The 15,855-nt window shown below is 44.8% G+C and carries 13 protein-coding genes and 1 pseudogene; 2 read left to right on the forward strand and 12 right to left on the reverse strand.

Going from position 1 to position 15,855, the window contains the following annotated elements:
- Positions 1–248: 248 nt before the first annotated feature.
- The 12 genes from ACZMB2_RS12865 to ACZMB2_RS12920 all read right to left on the reverse strand — a co-directional run bounded on the left by ACZMB2_RS12865 (position 249) and on the right by ACZMB2_RS12920 (position 12,676).
- Entirely contained in the window at positions 249–992 is a 744-nt protein-coding gene (locus ACZMB2_RS12865; RefSeq protein WP_487597033.1) for a helix-turn-helix domain-containing protein, read from the reverse strand.
- A gap of 101 nt (positions 993–1,093) precedes the next feature.
- The gene (locus tag ACZMB2_RS12870; protein WP_487597034.1) at positions 1,094–1,717 is read right to left on the reverse strand and encodes a phosphatase PAP2 family protein; all 624 of its coding nucleotides are present in this window, start codon (positions 1,715–1,717) and stop codon (positions 1,094–1,096) included.
- 77 nt (positions 1,718–1,794) lie between these two features.
- Complete coding sequence (locus tag ACZMB2_RS12875; RefSeq protein ID WP_487597035.1) at positions 1,795–3,447, reverse strand: uridine kinase family protein; 1,653 nt, start codon at positions 3,445–3,447, stop codon at positions 1,795–1,797.
- 44 nt (positions 3,448–3,491) lie between these two features.
- On the reverse strand, positions 3,492–4,262 hold the full coding sequence (locus ACZMB2_RS12880; RefSeq protein ID WP_487597036.1) for a Nif3-like dinuclear metal center hexameric protein: 771 nt from the start codon (positions 4,260–4,262) through the stop codon (positions 3,492–3,494).
- Positions 4,249–4,977, reverse strand: a complete 729-nt coding sequence (locus tag ACZMB2_RS12885; RefSeq protein WP_487597037.1) for a class I SAM-dependent methyltransferase — start codon at positions 4,975–4,977, stop codon at positions 4,249–4,251. Before ACZMB2_RS12885 ends, ACZMB2_RS12880 begins: the two co-directional genes overlap by 14 nt.
- A 9-nt stretch (positions 4,978–4,986) precedes the next feature.
- Positions 4,987–6,090 (reverse strand): RNA polymerase sigma factor RpoD, encoded by a 1,104-nt coding sequence (gene rpoD, locus ACZMB2_RS12890; RefSeq protein WP_118769158.1) that lies wholly within the window; start codon positions 6,088–6,090, stop codon positions 4,987–4,989.
- A 37-nt stretch (positions 6,091–6,127) separates the two neighbouring features.
- Positions 6,128–7,897: a DNA primase gene (dnaG, locus tag ACZMB2_RS12895; protein WP_487597038.1), complete on the reverse strand. Its 1,770-nt coding sequence runs from the start codon at positions 7,895–7,897 to the stop codon at positions 6,128–6,130.
- 2 nt (positions 7,898–7,899) lie between these two features.
- Positions 7,900–8,907 carry a deoxyguanosinetriphosphate triphosphohydrolase gene (locus tag ACZMB2_RS12900; protein ID WP_487597039.1) on the reverse strand — a complete coding sequence of 336 codons (1,008 nt, stop codon included), beginning with the start codon at positions 8,905–8,907 and terminating at the stop codon, positions 7,900–7,902.
- A 116-nt stretch (positions 8,908–9,023) separates the two neighbouring features.
- Positions 9,024–9,716 carry an LrgB family protein gene (locus tag ACZMB2_RS12905; protein ID WP_487597040.1) on the reverse strand — a complete coding sequence of 231 codons (693 nt, stop codon included), beginning with the start codon at positions 9,714–9,716 and terminating at the stop codon, positions 9,024–9,026.
- Complete coding sequence (locus tag ACZMB2_RS12910) at positions 9,709–10,080, reverse strand: CidA/LrgA family protein (RefSeq protein WP_487597041.1); 372 nt, start codon at positions 10,078–10,080, stop codon at positions 9,709–9,711. Before ACZMB2_RS12910 ends, ACZMB2_RS12905 begins: the two co-directional genes overlap by 8 nt.
- A gap of 69 nt (positions 10,081–10,149) precedes the next feature.
- Entirely contained in the window at positions 10,150–10,710 is a 561-nt protein-coding gene (locus ACZMB2_RS12915) for a DUF5662 family protein (protein ID WP_487597042.1), read from the reverse strand.
- Positions 10,697–12,676, reverse strand: coding sequence for an alpha-amylase family glycosyl hydrolase (locus tag ACZMB2_RS12920; RefSeq protein ID WP_487597043.1), 1,980 nt, complete (start codon positions 12,674–12,676; stop codon positions 10,697–10,699). The genes ACZMB2_RS12915 and ACZMB2_RS12920 overlap by 14 nt, the downstream gene beginning before the upstream one ends.
- Positions 12,677–12,805: 129 nt before the next feature.
- Between ACZMB2_RS12920 and ACZMB2_RS12925 the strand changes: the two genes are divergently transcribed.
- Together ACZMB2_RS12925 and ACZMB2_RS12930 are read left to right on the forward strand one after the other, a co-directional pair.
- Entirely contained in the window at positions 12,806–14,521 is a 1,716-nt protein-coding gene (locus tag ACZMB2_RS12925; protein WP_487597044.1) for an IS1634 family transposase, read from the forward strand.
- A 123-nt stretch (positions 14,522–14,644) separates the two neighbouring features.
- Positions 14,645–15,678: pseudogene (locus ACZMB2_RS12930) on the forward strand (IS256 family transposase); the annotation flags it as partial.
- Positions 15,679–15,855: the final 177 nt, after the last annotated feature.

A 15,855-nucleotide genomic window follows, 5' to 3' on the forward strand; every position in this document is an offset into this window, starting at 1 on the left:
ATAGATACACCTCCTGTGTAACAAGAAATATACTTGTTGATCAAAGTATACCACTTGTTTACAATTTTTTGGATAGTGTCTACTTTTAGCTTACCACTTCATTTATTCTTCACAGATCATGATTTTTTTTCTATTTTTACTGATATTTGGCTATAATTTATCTTTAATCAGCCATATGCCCAAACTACTCAATACACAGACAATTAGTCAAATAAAAGTGATTTTTCTTTCACAGGCCGTCACTTTCCTCAGTTGGGTGTCTGCTGTTTTTTCTCAGGCCACAGGATTGCCAGCACCATTCCGCAGGCACCCCAGCCGAGAACCCACAGCCATTTGTGGTATCCATAAATAAGCATTATGTTACCTAAAATACCAGAAGCAAAATTAAAAGATGCAGAGTCACCAGGTTTCATATTTTCTACTATCTTTCTATATACCCACTGTTCATATCCATAGCGAATACATTCCACTGTCATTACAATTACATAAACAACTACTGCGCCTATTAAAATCCCAAACACAGTCTTTACCCATCTCGTTCCAGCAATTTGTTTTCCATATGCATGCCATAACAGTGCCATGATCTGTTCACCAATAATCGCATATGCCATCGGATAAATTACAAGACCTAACCACCATACCCAGCTTGAAACAATAAACGTATCTTTTGCCAGCTCATTTCCATATCTGATTAACGAAGAAGAAATCAACATCATTAATCCAGCAATTGCAAGCCAGATAACCCTTTTGAGAATCTCTTTTCTCCAGATCTGATCCACTGACTGGTTTTTCTTCTCACCGTAGATCAGTGTATTGGGATCTGTTTCAAGTGCCTCTGCCAGCATCTGAAGCATCTCAATATCCGGATTGGAATGTCCTGTCTCATAATTAGAAATCGTATTTCGCGTCACACTTAATTTCTGCGCCAGCTGCTCCTGGGTATACCCTTTTTCAGAACGCGCCTTTTTGATATTCTTCCCGATTCGACTCATATGCCACTCCCCTTCCCTGTTCTGATAGCTTTATCATACCTTATGTGGGTGAGAATTGTCACGCCAAGAATCTTTACATGCCAGCAAAAGAAATGTTAAGTTCATTTTTTTACAATCTTCTCAGTCACTATAGCCAGCACTGCGAACATAACGATTGCAGCAGTCACATCCACTGCGGAATGCTGTTTGGTAAACATGGTGGACAGTACAATCAATAACGCCAGCACACGGCCAACCCATATTCCCCACGCAGGAACCAGTTTTTTCTGCATTTCCAGCGTATACTGAAGCACCAGCGTCACATAGACGTGCATGCTTGGAAATACACTTTTCGGCGTATCCACGGTCTGTACGAACTTCAGCAGATTTCCACTCAAGGTATGAAGATCATAGACAATGCTCTCGCGAAAATCAAGTCCTGTAGGCCACACATAGGAGATAAACAGGAAAATATTCATCCCCGTGGTCAGAACCAGAACCGCTTTTTTAAATTGTCTGTCATCCAGATTTTTAATTGCCAGTGCTGCACACACTACGATGTACGGAAACCAGCTCACATATGGATAAATAAAGATTGCCATATTAGGAATTCTGTCATCCAGCGCACAATGGATCAGATGCACATCCTTCGGCGGTACGATCTCCAGAAATCCAAATAATCCCATGTAAATAACAAACCAGACCGCAATCGGAATGAGATGTCGTTTTTTGATTAGTTCTTTCATTATTATGTAATCACTTTCTATAATCATACAGGGAGAGCGGATGCTCCTACGAGTCCAATCCGCTCTCCCCCTGTATTTTATACCGGGAAGAAACTTCCCCCGATAAATTCTCGTAATATGGAATTTCCCGGAATCAGGTTACTGTCAATTCCCTGGAAATAGTTGAGGAATTTGAGCAGCCGTTTGGCTTCCAGATATTCCGGATCTTCCGGTCGGATGCCGAAAAGCAGCGGTTCTGCGTACTGTTTTAATACTGCCAGTTCATAGATCAGTGCGGAATTGAATACTACATCCGCAGATTCCTGATAGGGGAAGATGTTCTCATCTTCGCCGCGGCGGACGGAAGGCCACATGGAAATAGTCTTCTGCGCACTTGCCCCGCGGGTTCTGGCGTCCCGCACCATACGACGGATCAGACGGCCGTCCGTGGTCGGAATCCGGTTGTGTTCATCAATATTCATCTGTGTCAAAGCGCTCACGTAGATCTTGAACTTATTCTCTGCCGGAAGGGAATAGGAAAGGGCATCATTGAGACAGTGAATTCCTTCGATGACCAACACATCTTCCGGACCAAGCTTCAGACTGTTTCCCTTATATTCCTTCATACCGGTAATAAAATTAAATGTCGGCATGAATACTTTTTCTCCGCGAAGGAGAGCACTCATCTGCTGATTAAACAGTTCAATGTCCATGGCTTCCAGACATTCGAAATTATATTGTCCATTCTCATCCTTCGGCGTATTCACCCGCTCCACAAAATAATTATCCACCGCGATCGGATGCGGTTTTAATCCATGAGCCATAAGCTGAATGGAAAGTCTGTGGGAAAATGTGGTCTTACCGGAGGAAGAAGGTCCGGCAATCATAATCAGCTTTTTATCCGGTCTGGATGCGATCTCCGCCGCAATATCTCCCAGACCTTTTTCCATAATTGCTTCCTGAGCCAGAATGATATTTCCTACATTTCCTTCCGAAATCTGTTCATTCAGCGCACCTACGGTTCCCACATTCAGAATTTCTCCCCATTTTGTTGAGTTCTTTAATGTCTGGAATACTTTCGGCTGCTCACGAAAGGGTACAAAGGTCTCCGGCGTCTTTCGCGGGGGAAACTCCAGCACAAATCCCTCATCATAGGGTATCAGTTTGAAATATTTCAAATACCCGGTACTGGGTACCATATATCCATAATAATAGTCTTCAAAGCCATCCAGAAGATAGACATTGACACTGGAGCTTCTGCGGAACCGGAACAGTCTTGCTTTATCAGTCATTCCATGTCTGGTGAAATGTTCAATGGCTTCTTCCACCGGAATGCTGCGTTTCTCAATGGGCAGATTCTGACCCACCAGCTCTTTCATCCGGTTCTCGATCCTTGCCAAGGTCTCCTCATTGACCGGCATCTTTCTGCTGCTTACATAATAGCCTTCACCGGCAGAAAACTCCACTTTCATGCCGCGGACCGCATCCATGCCTTCCACATCATAAATTGCTTTCAAAAGCAGCAGCGTTGCGCTTCTTCTATATGTATTATATCCATCGATCTGTCCTGTTGTCAGAAATGTAACAGCTGCTCCGTCCTTTACTTTCCGGAACAGCTCCCGCATTTTATTATTTTCCAGAACCAATACAATATCATGATCATATTTCTTCTGAAAATTTTTCGCCAACTCCAGGTAGGTGGTTCCATCCTTTATATTTAAAGTCTGCCCTTCTACGGTAATCTGTCTCATATACGGCACACCCCTCTCCGTCTTATATGACTTACTTCACGTCTTCAGATCACTGCAAACGGATGTTTCACCGGCACACAGTCCATATGCACTCCCGTCAGCACTTTCTCCAGATACGCTTTTACGTCTTCGGTAAATACATGCTCGATTCCATAATGACCCGCATCAATAATGCAGAGTCCCTGGTCGACGGCATCAATCCCCGTATGGTGGTCAATATCTCCTGTAATATACACGTCACAACCAAACTGCAGTGCATTGTGCATGGTACTCTTTCCTGCACCTGGGCAGAGCGCCGCCAAATGCACCTTCTGATCCAGATTTCCAAAAATCTTCACATTAGGAATATCATAGGCCCGTTTCACCAGCTCTGCACATTCCCGCAGAGTCATTTTTTCCGGAAGGACGCCGACCCGGCCAATGCCTTCGCCATCCTTTACTTCTTCCAGAACCGTACATTCCTGCAGGTTCAATAACCGGGCAGTCAGATCTGCCATGCCTCTCGTATCATAATTTGTATGCATGGCATAGTAGGAAATATCACTTCGGATCAGACTTAAAAGCCGTCTTCCCACCATATCTTCATCCGTTACCCTTTTAATCGCCCCGAAAATCATAGGATGATGGGTAATGAGCATATCATAAGCACCTTCTGCCGCCTGCTCTACCACTTCATCCGTGGCATCCAGTGCCAGTAGAATTTTCTTTACCTCTTTATCCCGGCGTCCTGCCAGCAGTCCCACATTGTCCCAGTCACAGGCATATTCTTTTCCATATTCCTGCTCCAGAAGCGTTATAATCTCACTGCATTTCATATTCTTTCATCTCCTGTCCACATCCGGCTGGAATTCTGTTTAACACATCCACCATCCGGCTTCTTTTATCCAGAAGTTCCACATAGCGATCGGATTTTTCCTGACCGTTATCCACAAGAGTTTTTAAAATCACGTCTGTTTTCCCCTGCTCTGCACGAAGATATGCACTCCATACACCGATGGAACGCTGCAAAGCGGGATTTCCATATTCCAGTTCACCTCTTGCCGGAAGCTTCATGGAACCATGTTCAACACGCATCATAGGATAATATTTTCCCTCATCCAGTACAATATCTTCATCCGTGATTTTATAGCCATGTTCACAGAGCCATTCCCTCACCAGCCAGATCTCGGACTGGGGCTGAAGAATCAGCTCTTTTACCGATGCAAGGCAATGAGCGCCGCCCTCCAGGATATGCACCGTCAGCGCTCCTCCCATTCCGGCAATGAGTACGGTATCTGCCTCTCCTTCTTTCAGAGCTGTCATTCCATCAGAAAGTCGTGTGGTAATCCTGTCTTCCAGATGCTGTTCCCTGATATGTAACGCAGCGCGCTCCAGCGGTCCTTTATTAATATCCATGGCAATGGCACGTGAAACTTTCCCTGTCTGTACCAGAGCAATCGGGATATATCCATGATCCGTTCCCACATCTGCCAGTGAGCTGCCCTCCGTAACCATAGAGGCCAGCCTGTCCATTCTCTTTGATAACTGCATAGATCACTCTTACTCCAGGAAATCCTTCAGCTTGCGGCTGCGGCTCGGATGACGAAGCTTTCTTAATGCTTTTGCCTCGATCTGGCGGATACGCTCACGGGTAACGTTGAATTCCTTACCAACCTCTTCCAGTGTACGCGCACGGCCGTCATCCAGTCCAAAACGAAGACGGAGCACTTTCTGTTCTCTCTCGGTCAAAGTACCAAGTACCTCTACCAGCTGCTCTTTTAACAGGGTAAATGCGGCTGCCTCTGCAGGCACCGGCACGTTATCATCCTGAATGAAGTCTCCTAAGTGGCTGTCTTCCTCCTCGCCAATCGGAGTTTCCAGAGATACCGGCTCCTGGGAAATCTTCAGAATCTCACGCACACGCTCTACCGGCATGTTCATCTCTGCTGCGATCTCCTCCGGCTGCGGCTCTCTTCCCAGCTCCTGCAAAAGCTGACGGGATACACGGATCAGCTTGTTGATGGTCTCTACCATATGCACCGGGATACGGATGGTTCTCGCCTGATCTGCAATGGCTCTGGTGATAGCCTGACGGATCCACCAGGTTGCATAGGTACTGAACTTATAGCCCTTGCGATAGTCGAATTTTTCAACTGCTTTAATAAGACCTAAGTTGCCTTCCTGAATCAGATCCAGGAACAGCATACCGCGGCCTACATAACGTTTTGCTATGCTGACTACCAGACGAAGGTTCGCCTCTGCCAGACGTTTCTTGGCATCTTCATCTCCTTCTTCCATTCTCTTTGCCAGTTCAATCTCTTCCTCTGCGCTTAACAGCGGAACTTTACCGATCTCTTTTAAGTACATACGGACCGGATCCTCGATGCTGACACCATCCGGAACAGACAGGTCAATCTGCTCCATATCAACTTCATCTTCATCACTTAAAATGATGTTACTGTCATCATCATCGTCAGTAATCCGAAGCACATCTACATTGTTATGCTCCAGAAATTCCAGAATCTTATCAAACTGTTCAGCATCCAGCTCCATGTCGCTGAAAAAGTCGCTGATTTCCTGATACTCCAGTACATTTTTCTTTTTCTTGGCAAGTGCCAGCAGCTCTTTCATCTTCTCACTGAATTTTGCTACATTTTCGTCCATCTTGGTTCTTCCTTCCATAATTGTTCATATTTTATCCTTAATCCAAAGAAATATGCAATTTCTCAATATCCCGGCGCCTGCGGATCAGTTTCTGCAGGGCATCCATATCACCGGGATCCATATGCTCTGTCTGCCAGGCAATACTGTTCTGCTTTACTCTGAGGATTGTTTCCTGTAATGCTTTTTCCTCCGCTTCCTTTCCTGAGAGCTTTGGTATGGTATCACTGCACATGGCCGCGACTTTCTGCTGTTCCTCATCTTCCGTAAAATACTGGAACAAAGAGGCCGGATTCAGCTGCCCATTCTTCACCTGCTCCGTTAAGAGCTCGCAGACCTTTCTGCAAAGGGGATCCGTGAATTCCTCCGGTTCTACATATTTGGAAATATTCCGGAACATGCGCTCATCCGAGCTCATCCAGGTAATCAGAAGTTTCTGTGATTTCAGGCTGCCATCCTCCGCTTTCTTCCTTACGGAACGGGAAACGTTGGGGGCTGCCGCTTTTGTCATACCGCCCATCTGTTCTCCTGTCTGACGCACCAGCTTTAGCAGCTGCTCATAGGTCAGATGGTAACGGGATGCGGTTGCTTCTATATAATTATTTCTCTCAATTCCTGCGTCAAATTCCAACAGCTTCTTTGCTACCTCGCGGAAAAAGGCGGTTTTGCTTTCCGGTTCCCGGAAATTATAATTTCTCTGAAGCACACGCAATTCAAAAAAGAAACTGCTTTCTGCTTCATCGATCCGCTTCTGGAACTCCTCGGCACCCAACACCTTGATAAATTCATCCGGATCCTTGTATGGCTCCATATTGATGACTCTGGCTCGGATACCTGCATCCTTCAAAATGGGAATAGCCCGCATAGCGGCCTTAATACCGGCATCATCACTGTCGTAGGTCAGAAGCACTTCATCTGTGTACCGCTTCAGGATTGTGGACTGCTGCTGGGTAAATGCAGTTCCCAGCGAAGCTACTGCCTGATTAAATCCCGCCTGATGCATGGCAATCACGTCCATATAACCCTCGCACAGAATGATGTTAGGCTTCCGGCTTGTTCTTGCCAAATGAAGTCCGTAGAGGTTCCGGCTCTTGTCAAAGACTGGCGTTTCCGGTGAATTCAGGTACTTGGGTTTTCCGTCTCCCATGACACGGCCACCAAATCCGATGACCCGCTTCCTGTTATCCATAATCGGAAACATGACACGGTTCCAGAACTTATCATACATGCCCCTTTTTTCGTCCACCTGCATAAGACCGGACTCTTTTAACAGGGTATCGGAATAGCCTTTGCTTTTTAGATACTTATACAGGGCATTTCCATGCTTACTGGAATATCCCAGTCCAAACTTTTGAATCGTTTCTTTGGAAAGCTGCCTTCCGGTCAGGTAATCAAGTCCCTGCTTTCCTTCCGGCTGTCGCAGCAGATAGTAATAATAGCTGGCCGCCAGTTTGTTCATTTCCAGAATTTTGCTTTTTAAATCCTCCTGCTCCCGGTCCCGTTTTACATTGTCCTGCTCCGGCAGGTCAATGCCTGCCCGGTCCGCCAACACCTTCATGGCCTCGGGAAAGGTTAGATTCTCATATTCCATTACAAATTTAAATACATCCCCGCCTGCGCCGCAGCTGAAGCAGTGGTAAATCTGCCTTGGCTGGTTCACAGACATGGACGGGCTGTGATCGTTATGAAAGGGGCAGACACCTACATAATTACTGCCTTTTCTCTGCAGCTTCACATAACTGCTGACCACATCCACAATATCATTTCTGGAGCGTATTTCCTCTACCAGCTCCTGTGAATAAAAACTCATGGTCAATACCTCCAGGAGACCGGGACAAAGAACTCCTGGAACTTTGCGATGGCATACTGATCTGTCATACCTGCGATATAATCGCACACGCTTCGTTCCTGGGTCTCCCCCGTCTGCCACATGCGTTCAATATACTCGTTGGACAACCGTTCCGGGTGATCCATATAATAACGGAACAGTTCTTTCAGTATATTTTCCGCTTTTTCCTCTTCTCCCTTTGCCTTGGGGTTCGTATAAACATTCTCAAACATATACTTCCGCATGCCCCGGAACGCAAATTCCACATCTTCGGACATCCGGATATCCGGTTTTTCCAGACTGTTGTTGACAATGTCATGAATCATAGTGTTCAGCCGCTCTCTGGTGGAATGTCCCAGAATATCCGTGTAAGTACGCGGAATTTCATTTTCCCGGATTACCCCCGCCCGAATGGCATCATCCACATCATGATTGATATAGGCAATCTTGTCAGAATACCGGACAATCTTGCCTTCCAGTGTCGACGGTTTTCCTGACATCTGATGATTTGAGATGCCATCCCGAACTTCCCATGTAAGGTTCAGTCCTTTTCCGCCTTTTTCCAGTCGTTCTACAATGCGTACGCTTTGTTGATGATGGGCAAAGCCTTCGCTGCAGACCTGATTTAACGCCCTCTCACCTGCATGGCCAAAAGGCGTATGCCCCAGATCATGTCCCAAGGCAATGGCCTCCGTCAGATCTTCGTTCAGACGCAAAGCTCTGGCAATGGTCCTAGCGGTCTGTGCAACCTCCAGCGTATGTGTCAGACGCGTCCGGTAATGATCTCCCTGAGGCGTAAGAAATACCTGCGTTTTATGCTTTAATCTCCGGAACGATTTGCAATGAAGAATGCGGTCTCTGTCCCTCTGATACACCGGACGGATGTCACATTCAGGTTCTTCCTTCTCACGTCCTCTGGAATTTCTGCTCAAAGAAGCGTAAGGGCTTAGCCACTGGCTCTCCCATTGTTCCGTGCTCTCACGAATCGTCATTCTTATCCCTCCTTCGATAAAGCAAAAACACTAAAAATATCCTTCTATATATATAACTACTGCGTTGAACTCAAAAATCCTTCTTTTTTTTCAAAATTTTTTTATTTTTTTCGATTTTAATAAAATCCTGCCACAATCGGTCCCACAATCACTGTCAAAATACCAGTAACAGCAATCGCAAGACTGCTCATGGCTGCCTGAATCTCGCCCAGCTCCAGTGCTTTACTGGTACCGATCGCATGGGATGCCGTTCCCATGGCCAGTCCCTGGGCCACGGGATCCTCGATTTTAAAAATCTTAAATACGGTATTCGCAATCACCGCACCAAGAATTCCGGTAACAAATACGGCCATAACCGTAACTGCAGACAATCCGCCCAGCTCCTCACTCATGCCAAGGGCAATGGCTGTAGTAATGGACTTCGGCACAAGGGATGCATAGATACTATTCTCCAGCAGAAATAATTTTGCCAGACCAAAAATCATAATAGCACATGCTGCCGTTCCGGACATAATGCTGATAAGGATTGCTCCTGCGTATTCTTTTAATAGTTTCAGCTGACGATACAACGGCACTGCCAGGCAGACCGTAGACGGTGTCAGAAAATAATTAATATATTTTGCTCCATTATCATAGGAAGCGTAGCTGATATCTGCCAGCTTCAGAAAAGCAATAATAAAAATAATCGTTAAAAGCAACGGATTGCAAAGGGTACTTCTCATTCTCTTTGCAATCTGTGTGGATACCCAGTATCCAAATAAGGTAATAAAAAATCCAAAATAAGCAGAGCTCTGTACAATACTATCCATCGATTTCATCCTCCCGGTCTCTTTTTCTTCTTACCAGAATCTGTGCAAGCATACCTGTCAATACCATAACCAGCATGGTACTGAATACGGAAATCACCAGAATTCCCAGTAAAGAATCTTTCATCAATCCAAATGACTCCATCAAAGCCACTCCAGGTCCTACAAACACCAGCGGCATCGCTGCCAGCATAAAATCTGCAGTCTCCTGAATCTGATCCAGCTTAATCACCTTTGTACAAAGACAAACAAGCAATAATACCATGCCATAGACACTGGCCGGTACCGGAAGTGGAAGTAATTTGTTCAGAATCTCTCCCGCGAAAGAAATTCCACCGATAATCATTACCTGATATGCGTATTTCATAACTTATGTGCCGGGTCCTCTATCTCCCCCGCTTTTTGCAATCCGGCTGATCCTCCTATCTCTTTTGTTTTATTTTATTTTTGGATAATTCTTTTTCCCCACCATATATTTTCTCATATACGCAAATGTTTTTTCCTCCCCCTGCGTATCGAGCATTTTCAAAATATACTCCAGAAGAGCCCTCGTCTCCGGATGTATCATATAAGCATCCTTTCCCATTTCATAATAGGCCAACGGTGAATGCTGTGTGTATTTTTTTCCTTCATACACCTTGGAGGCTGCAATCCGGTCCATTACCATTTCATTGACATATTTTAACGGCATTTTCATACCCGTCATGCCTTTCACCGGACCAGTACTGTAATCAATCCAATATTCGTAGTGATGCTTGTTCCTCCCTTTATGATGAAGCCACGCTGCCGAATACCCTTTGTCCTCACGTTCTGCATTATTAGGACTGCGATATCCCTGATAATACTTTACTCCCTGCCAGAACTCTGATGGGGAATATTTGGACAGATCATGAGTCAGTCCCTGCCAGTACATGCCTACTTTAAAACAATGTCTGGCAACCATAATCTTATGTTCTGTAATCGTGTGAAAATGTTGCCATATATTAATCAGTCTCATGTTTCTTACCTGCCATTATCACAATTGTCCGGGGAGCCACCTTCACAGTCTTTTCCCCTGCCAACTCCGGCTCCCTGCCTTCCGGGAAAAAGCACTGCCCCTCGCATCCGGTATCTGCAATGACCCTCCAGAATTCTCCGGAGGGAAGAGTCGGCAAAGCCAGTTCCTGGGAGGTAGTATGCATATTGCAGATTACATACAGAGTTTCTCCACCGGTATGACAACCTGCATAGAGGATTCCCACATGGCGGCTGCCGCCTTCAAAATCTCCGTACCAGGCCTTTCTGCCATGATAAGAAAGATCCGGCATACCCCTGGCTCCGATGTCATGCATGGTATATGCTTTCTTTCTTCCGAAAGCTGCATGCATCTTACGAAACTCTATTGCATCTTTTGTAAATTTCTGCAAGTTTCTGCCGCTTCTGGTCTTCGGCCACTGGACCCATGACAATTCATTGTCCTGACAATAGACGTTGTTATTTCCCTGCTGGGAATTCTCCATCTCATCGCCACCATAAAGGGCCGGAATCCCTTGTGACAGCAGGGTGAGAAGCAGGGCATTCCGCATCTGCCGCTCCCGCAGTTTCTTTAACCTGCGGACTGCAGTAGGGCCTTCCTCTCCATAGTTGCAGCTGCAATTATAATCACTGCCATCCCGGTTGTCCTCTCCATTGGCCTCGTTGTGCTTGCTCTCATAGGCCACTGCATCTGCCAGCGTAAATCCATTATGTCCTGCCGCATAATTCACCGACACCGTCTGCTGGAGATTCTGATGCATTTTTTCCATTAACTGCTGCAGCGCCCCTTCGTCCCCTTTCAGGAACCGGCGCAGCCTCATCATAAAATCATCATTGCACTCGCCCAAATGACGGAATTTCGGCTGATCTTCCTGGTCATAAATATGTCCGGTGTCAAAATATTCGCTTAAGATCTTCGTCTTCGCCAGCAGCGGGTCTGCCGCCAACGCCGTTGTAAACGCTGCGTCACTGTTAATCTGCACACCGTCAATGTGATATTCCCTTACCCAATGACGGATACAATCCATCACAAGACCAACTCTCGTCCGTTCCGGAAAATAGAACTCCAGAATCACTTCGATGCCATTTTTGTGCAGTTCCCGCACCAACATTTTCAATTCCTTCACCGGATCCCCGGTTGCGCTGTAAGATGCTTTCGGCGCAAAATAATATGCTTTTCCATATCCCCAGTAGTTGATCCGCTCGCCCATGCCTTTACGGACCGGCATATGCTTTTTCGCCGCACGTTCTTCCCTGATCTCGGCAAATTCATATACCGGCATCAACAAAAGCTGTGTAATACCCAGTTTTTTCAGGTAGGGAATCTTTTCCCGGATGCCAGCAAAGGTTCCCGGATGACGGACACCGGAACTTGGATCCATAGTAAATCCCCGGACATGAGTTTTGTACAGCACACACTGTTCCACTGGCAATGTCAGAGGATGATCCTCTCCCCACGAAAAAGATTCAAACCGGGTCTGGCAGCGAAGCTTTTCTTCTTCCACCTCTTTTCCCCAGATCTCTCTTCCCCGTATGGATGCCGCATAGGGATCCTGAACGATCTTTCCGTTTATCCGGTAATTGTATTCATATTCCTGCACCGGCAGCCCATCCAGGCCCATGGCACAGATCTCTCCGAATCTCATATCATCCGTAAACGGAAATTCCAGTTCCGGTTCATCCATGCCTTTCCGATACAACAGCAGGCTGCAGTCCTTTTCATCCTGCACAGCCACCGCAAAATTAAGTTCTCTTCCTGCCCTGGTAACCCCAAGTTTTTCCGGGTTGCCGGGTCTGATGCGATTCTTCCACATGTTCTTATCCTGTCCTCTCAGTAATCGCCATTTTACCCAATTATAAGTATTATACCATTGCGGGGCATGGTTTGCAAATGTAAAAAGGGACTGCGGCTTCAAACCGCAGGCCCCACCACAGTTTTGCAGTAACATATGTTCGCTTATCTCCTGAAATCCTTTTATTTCCTGGCTTTCAGGCTTTTTTTATTTCTGTTTTTGGTCATATTTCACTGGATATATGTGGTTATATATGTTATAATAGTCATAGTGGAGGTGCCTATTATGCATTTAAGAAAAACAAAAACCAGCACAGGACGTATTTATCTTGCAATTGTTGACTCTTTTTATGATAAGCAGAAAAAAATGTCTCGTTCCAAAACAATTGAATCATTGGGATACCTTGATGTTTTGGAAAAAGAATACGATGACCCTATTGCTCACTTTCAAAAAAGAGTTGAGCAGCTAAAAGCCGAAAAAGCAGCCAGGCAGGCTCCCATCCACTTTACTTTTTACGATTCTGATCGGCTTTGCTTAGGTGATAAGCTAAGAAAAAACTTTGGCTATGCTGCACTGAGCCAGATCTACCATGAACTCGGTCTCCATACTTTCCTAACGAACCGGCAGCGCCACTCAAAAGAACAGTATGATGCCAATACTATCATGAAGATGCTGCTCTATTCCAGACTTCTTTTCCCCGCTTCAAAGAAATCTTCCTATGATGACCGGGAACATTTCTTTGAGAAAACGGACTACTCTTTAGATGATGTTTACCGCTGTCTGTCTTTCTTGGACAAACACAAAGAAAACTTGCAGGTCTGGCTGAATGACCGCATCAAAGAGAATTATGGCAGGGATACCAGTCTCATCTATTATGATGTTACAAACTACTATTTCGAGACAGATGAGCAAACCGATTTTCTTCGTAAAGGAGTTTCAAAAGAGCACCGTCCAAATCCGATTGTGCAGATGGGACTTTTCATAGATAATCAGGGAATTCCTATTACTTATGAGCTTTTTCCCGGAAATACCAATGACTGCCTGACCTACCGGCCAAACTTCGGAAGTATTAAAAAGCAGTTTGACCTCGGCAGAGTCATCTCCGTTGCTGACAAAGAAATGACAACTGGTGATAACATCTGGTACACGATTAACACGCCCACTCATGACGGATATGTTTTCAGTATGTCCATCCGGGGCGCAGAAAAAAGCATCAAGGACTATGTTCTGGAACAGGAAGGTTATGAGTGGCTTGGTACAGAATACAAGCGGAAATCCCGTAAGTCTCCAAGAGCAATCCAGGTATCCTCTGTTTCCGGCAAAAAGATAAAAAAGCAGGTAGATGAGAAACAAGTTGTTTTCTGGAGTGAAAAATATGCCAAACGAGCAAAAGCAGAGCGTGAAGCTGCACTGACAAAAGCCAGAGACCTGGCAAAAAATCCAGGGAACTATACAAGAGCCACATCTTATGGTGCTGCAAAATATGTTAAAAAAATAGACTATGACAAAGAAACCGGAGAAATCCTTACCGCCTCTTCTGTACTGGACATTGATGAGGACAAAATCCGGGAGGAAGAATCACTGGATGGTTACTACATGCTTTTAACCAGCGAAATGGAGACATCTGATGACAAGATCATTGACATGTACCGGGGCTTATGGAAAATTGAAGAATCTTTCAAAGTAACCAAAAGCGAATTGGAAGCCAGACCCGTATATGTCTGGACAAGAGAACATATTGAAGCACATTTCCTTACCTGTTTTGTAGCTTTGACAATTGCTAGAATACTGGAAAATAAACTGGAGCGAAAATACAGCATCGGAACCATTTTGGAATCCCTGTCAAAAGCCGAATGCAGTCTAATGCAGCAAAACTATTATCTGTTTGATTATTACGACGAAGTTCTAAAAGATATCGGAAGAGTTACAGATATTGATTTTGGAAAACGTATCCGTACTCTGGGGGAAATTAAAAAAGTTTTAGCAAAGACCAAAAAGTAGAAAAAGAGGGTGTAAAATAAAGTGTGTAAGTTGAGAAAACAAATTCAAAACTTACGCACTTTGTTTTTGCAGAGTGTGTTAAGATAACAGGAAAGGAATACGACAAGGATGAACACACTCAGTATGGCAAGAAGGAAAAAAGAATTAACCCCCAATCAGAAGTTGGCGCAGGCGATTATTGAACAATATCAACCCAAAAGTGTAGAGGATATGCAGGATGCATTGAAGGACATTTTCGGTCCTATGTTCGAAGCAATGCTTCAGGGTGAAATGAATAGTCATTTAGGCTATTCCAGTAATGAACGTGGCGAAAAAGAAACTCCCAACCGCAGAAATGGATACAGTAAAAAGACTTTAAAAACAACTGCAGGAGATGTTCCCATTGAAGTACCACGTGACAGGGATGGAACTTTTGAACCGTCAGTTGTTCCGAAGAGAAAAAGAGATGTTTCAGCAATTGAAACTAAAGTACTGGCCATGTATGCCAAAGGGATGAGCCAGAGAGATATCGCAGATACCATTGAAGATATTTACGGTTTTGAAATCTCCCATGAAACCATTTCTGAAATCACGGATAGTGTGCTGGAGCAGCTTGAAGAATGGCAGAATCGTCCACTTAAAAAGTTTTATACATTTTTGTTTGTAGACTGTTTGTATGTAACGATCCGGAAGGACTATGAAACAAAGAATTATGTGGTGTATGTGATTCTTGGATATGATGTTGATGGGCAGAAAGATATCCTGGGACTTTGGTTAAGTGAATCAGAGAGCAAACATCAGTGGATGCAGATTTTTTGATGAGATCAAAAATCGTGGAGTTGAAGACGTTTTGTTTCTTTCCATGGATGGCGTAAGTGGTTTGGAAGAAGGTGCCAAAGCAATCTTCCCCAATATAACCGTTCAAAGATGTATTGTCCATCTGATCCGTAATTCCATCAAGTATGTACCTAATAAGGATTATAAACGCTTTACAGCACAGCTGAAAAAGGTTTACGGTGCAGCCAGTCTGAAAGCAGCAGAGGCTGAATTTGAACGTTTCAGGCAGGCGTGGAGTCAGTATCCCGGAGCAGTTGATGTTTGGGTACGGAACTGGCAGCATGTGGCACAACTTTTCAGTTACGGGAGTGCAGTACGAAAGATCCTGTATACAACTTATACCGATAAAAAAACTATGCCGATATTTCATGAGATCCCAGTAAATAAGGGATTATCAGGAAAAAATATCGGCATAGTTTTTTTGTGCGATGTATCATTCTTCTAAAGGAGGTGTTTTGCAATGCAAAAAGAAACTAAGTTAGAAGAAATCCTGCGTCTCACATTAGAATCCCTGCAAA

Source organism: Hominiventricola sp. (assembly GCF_057604405.1).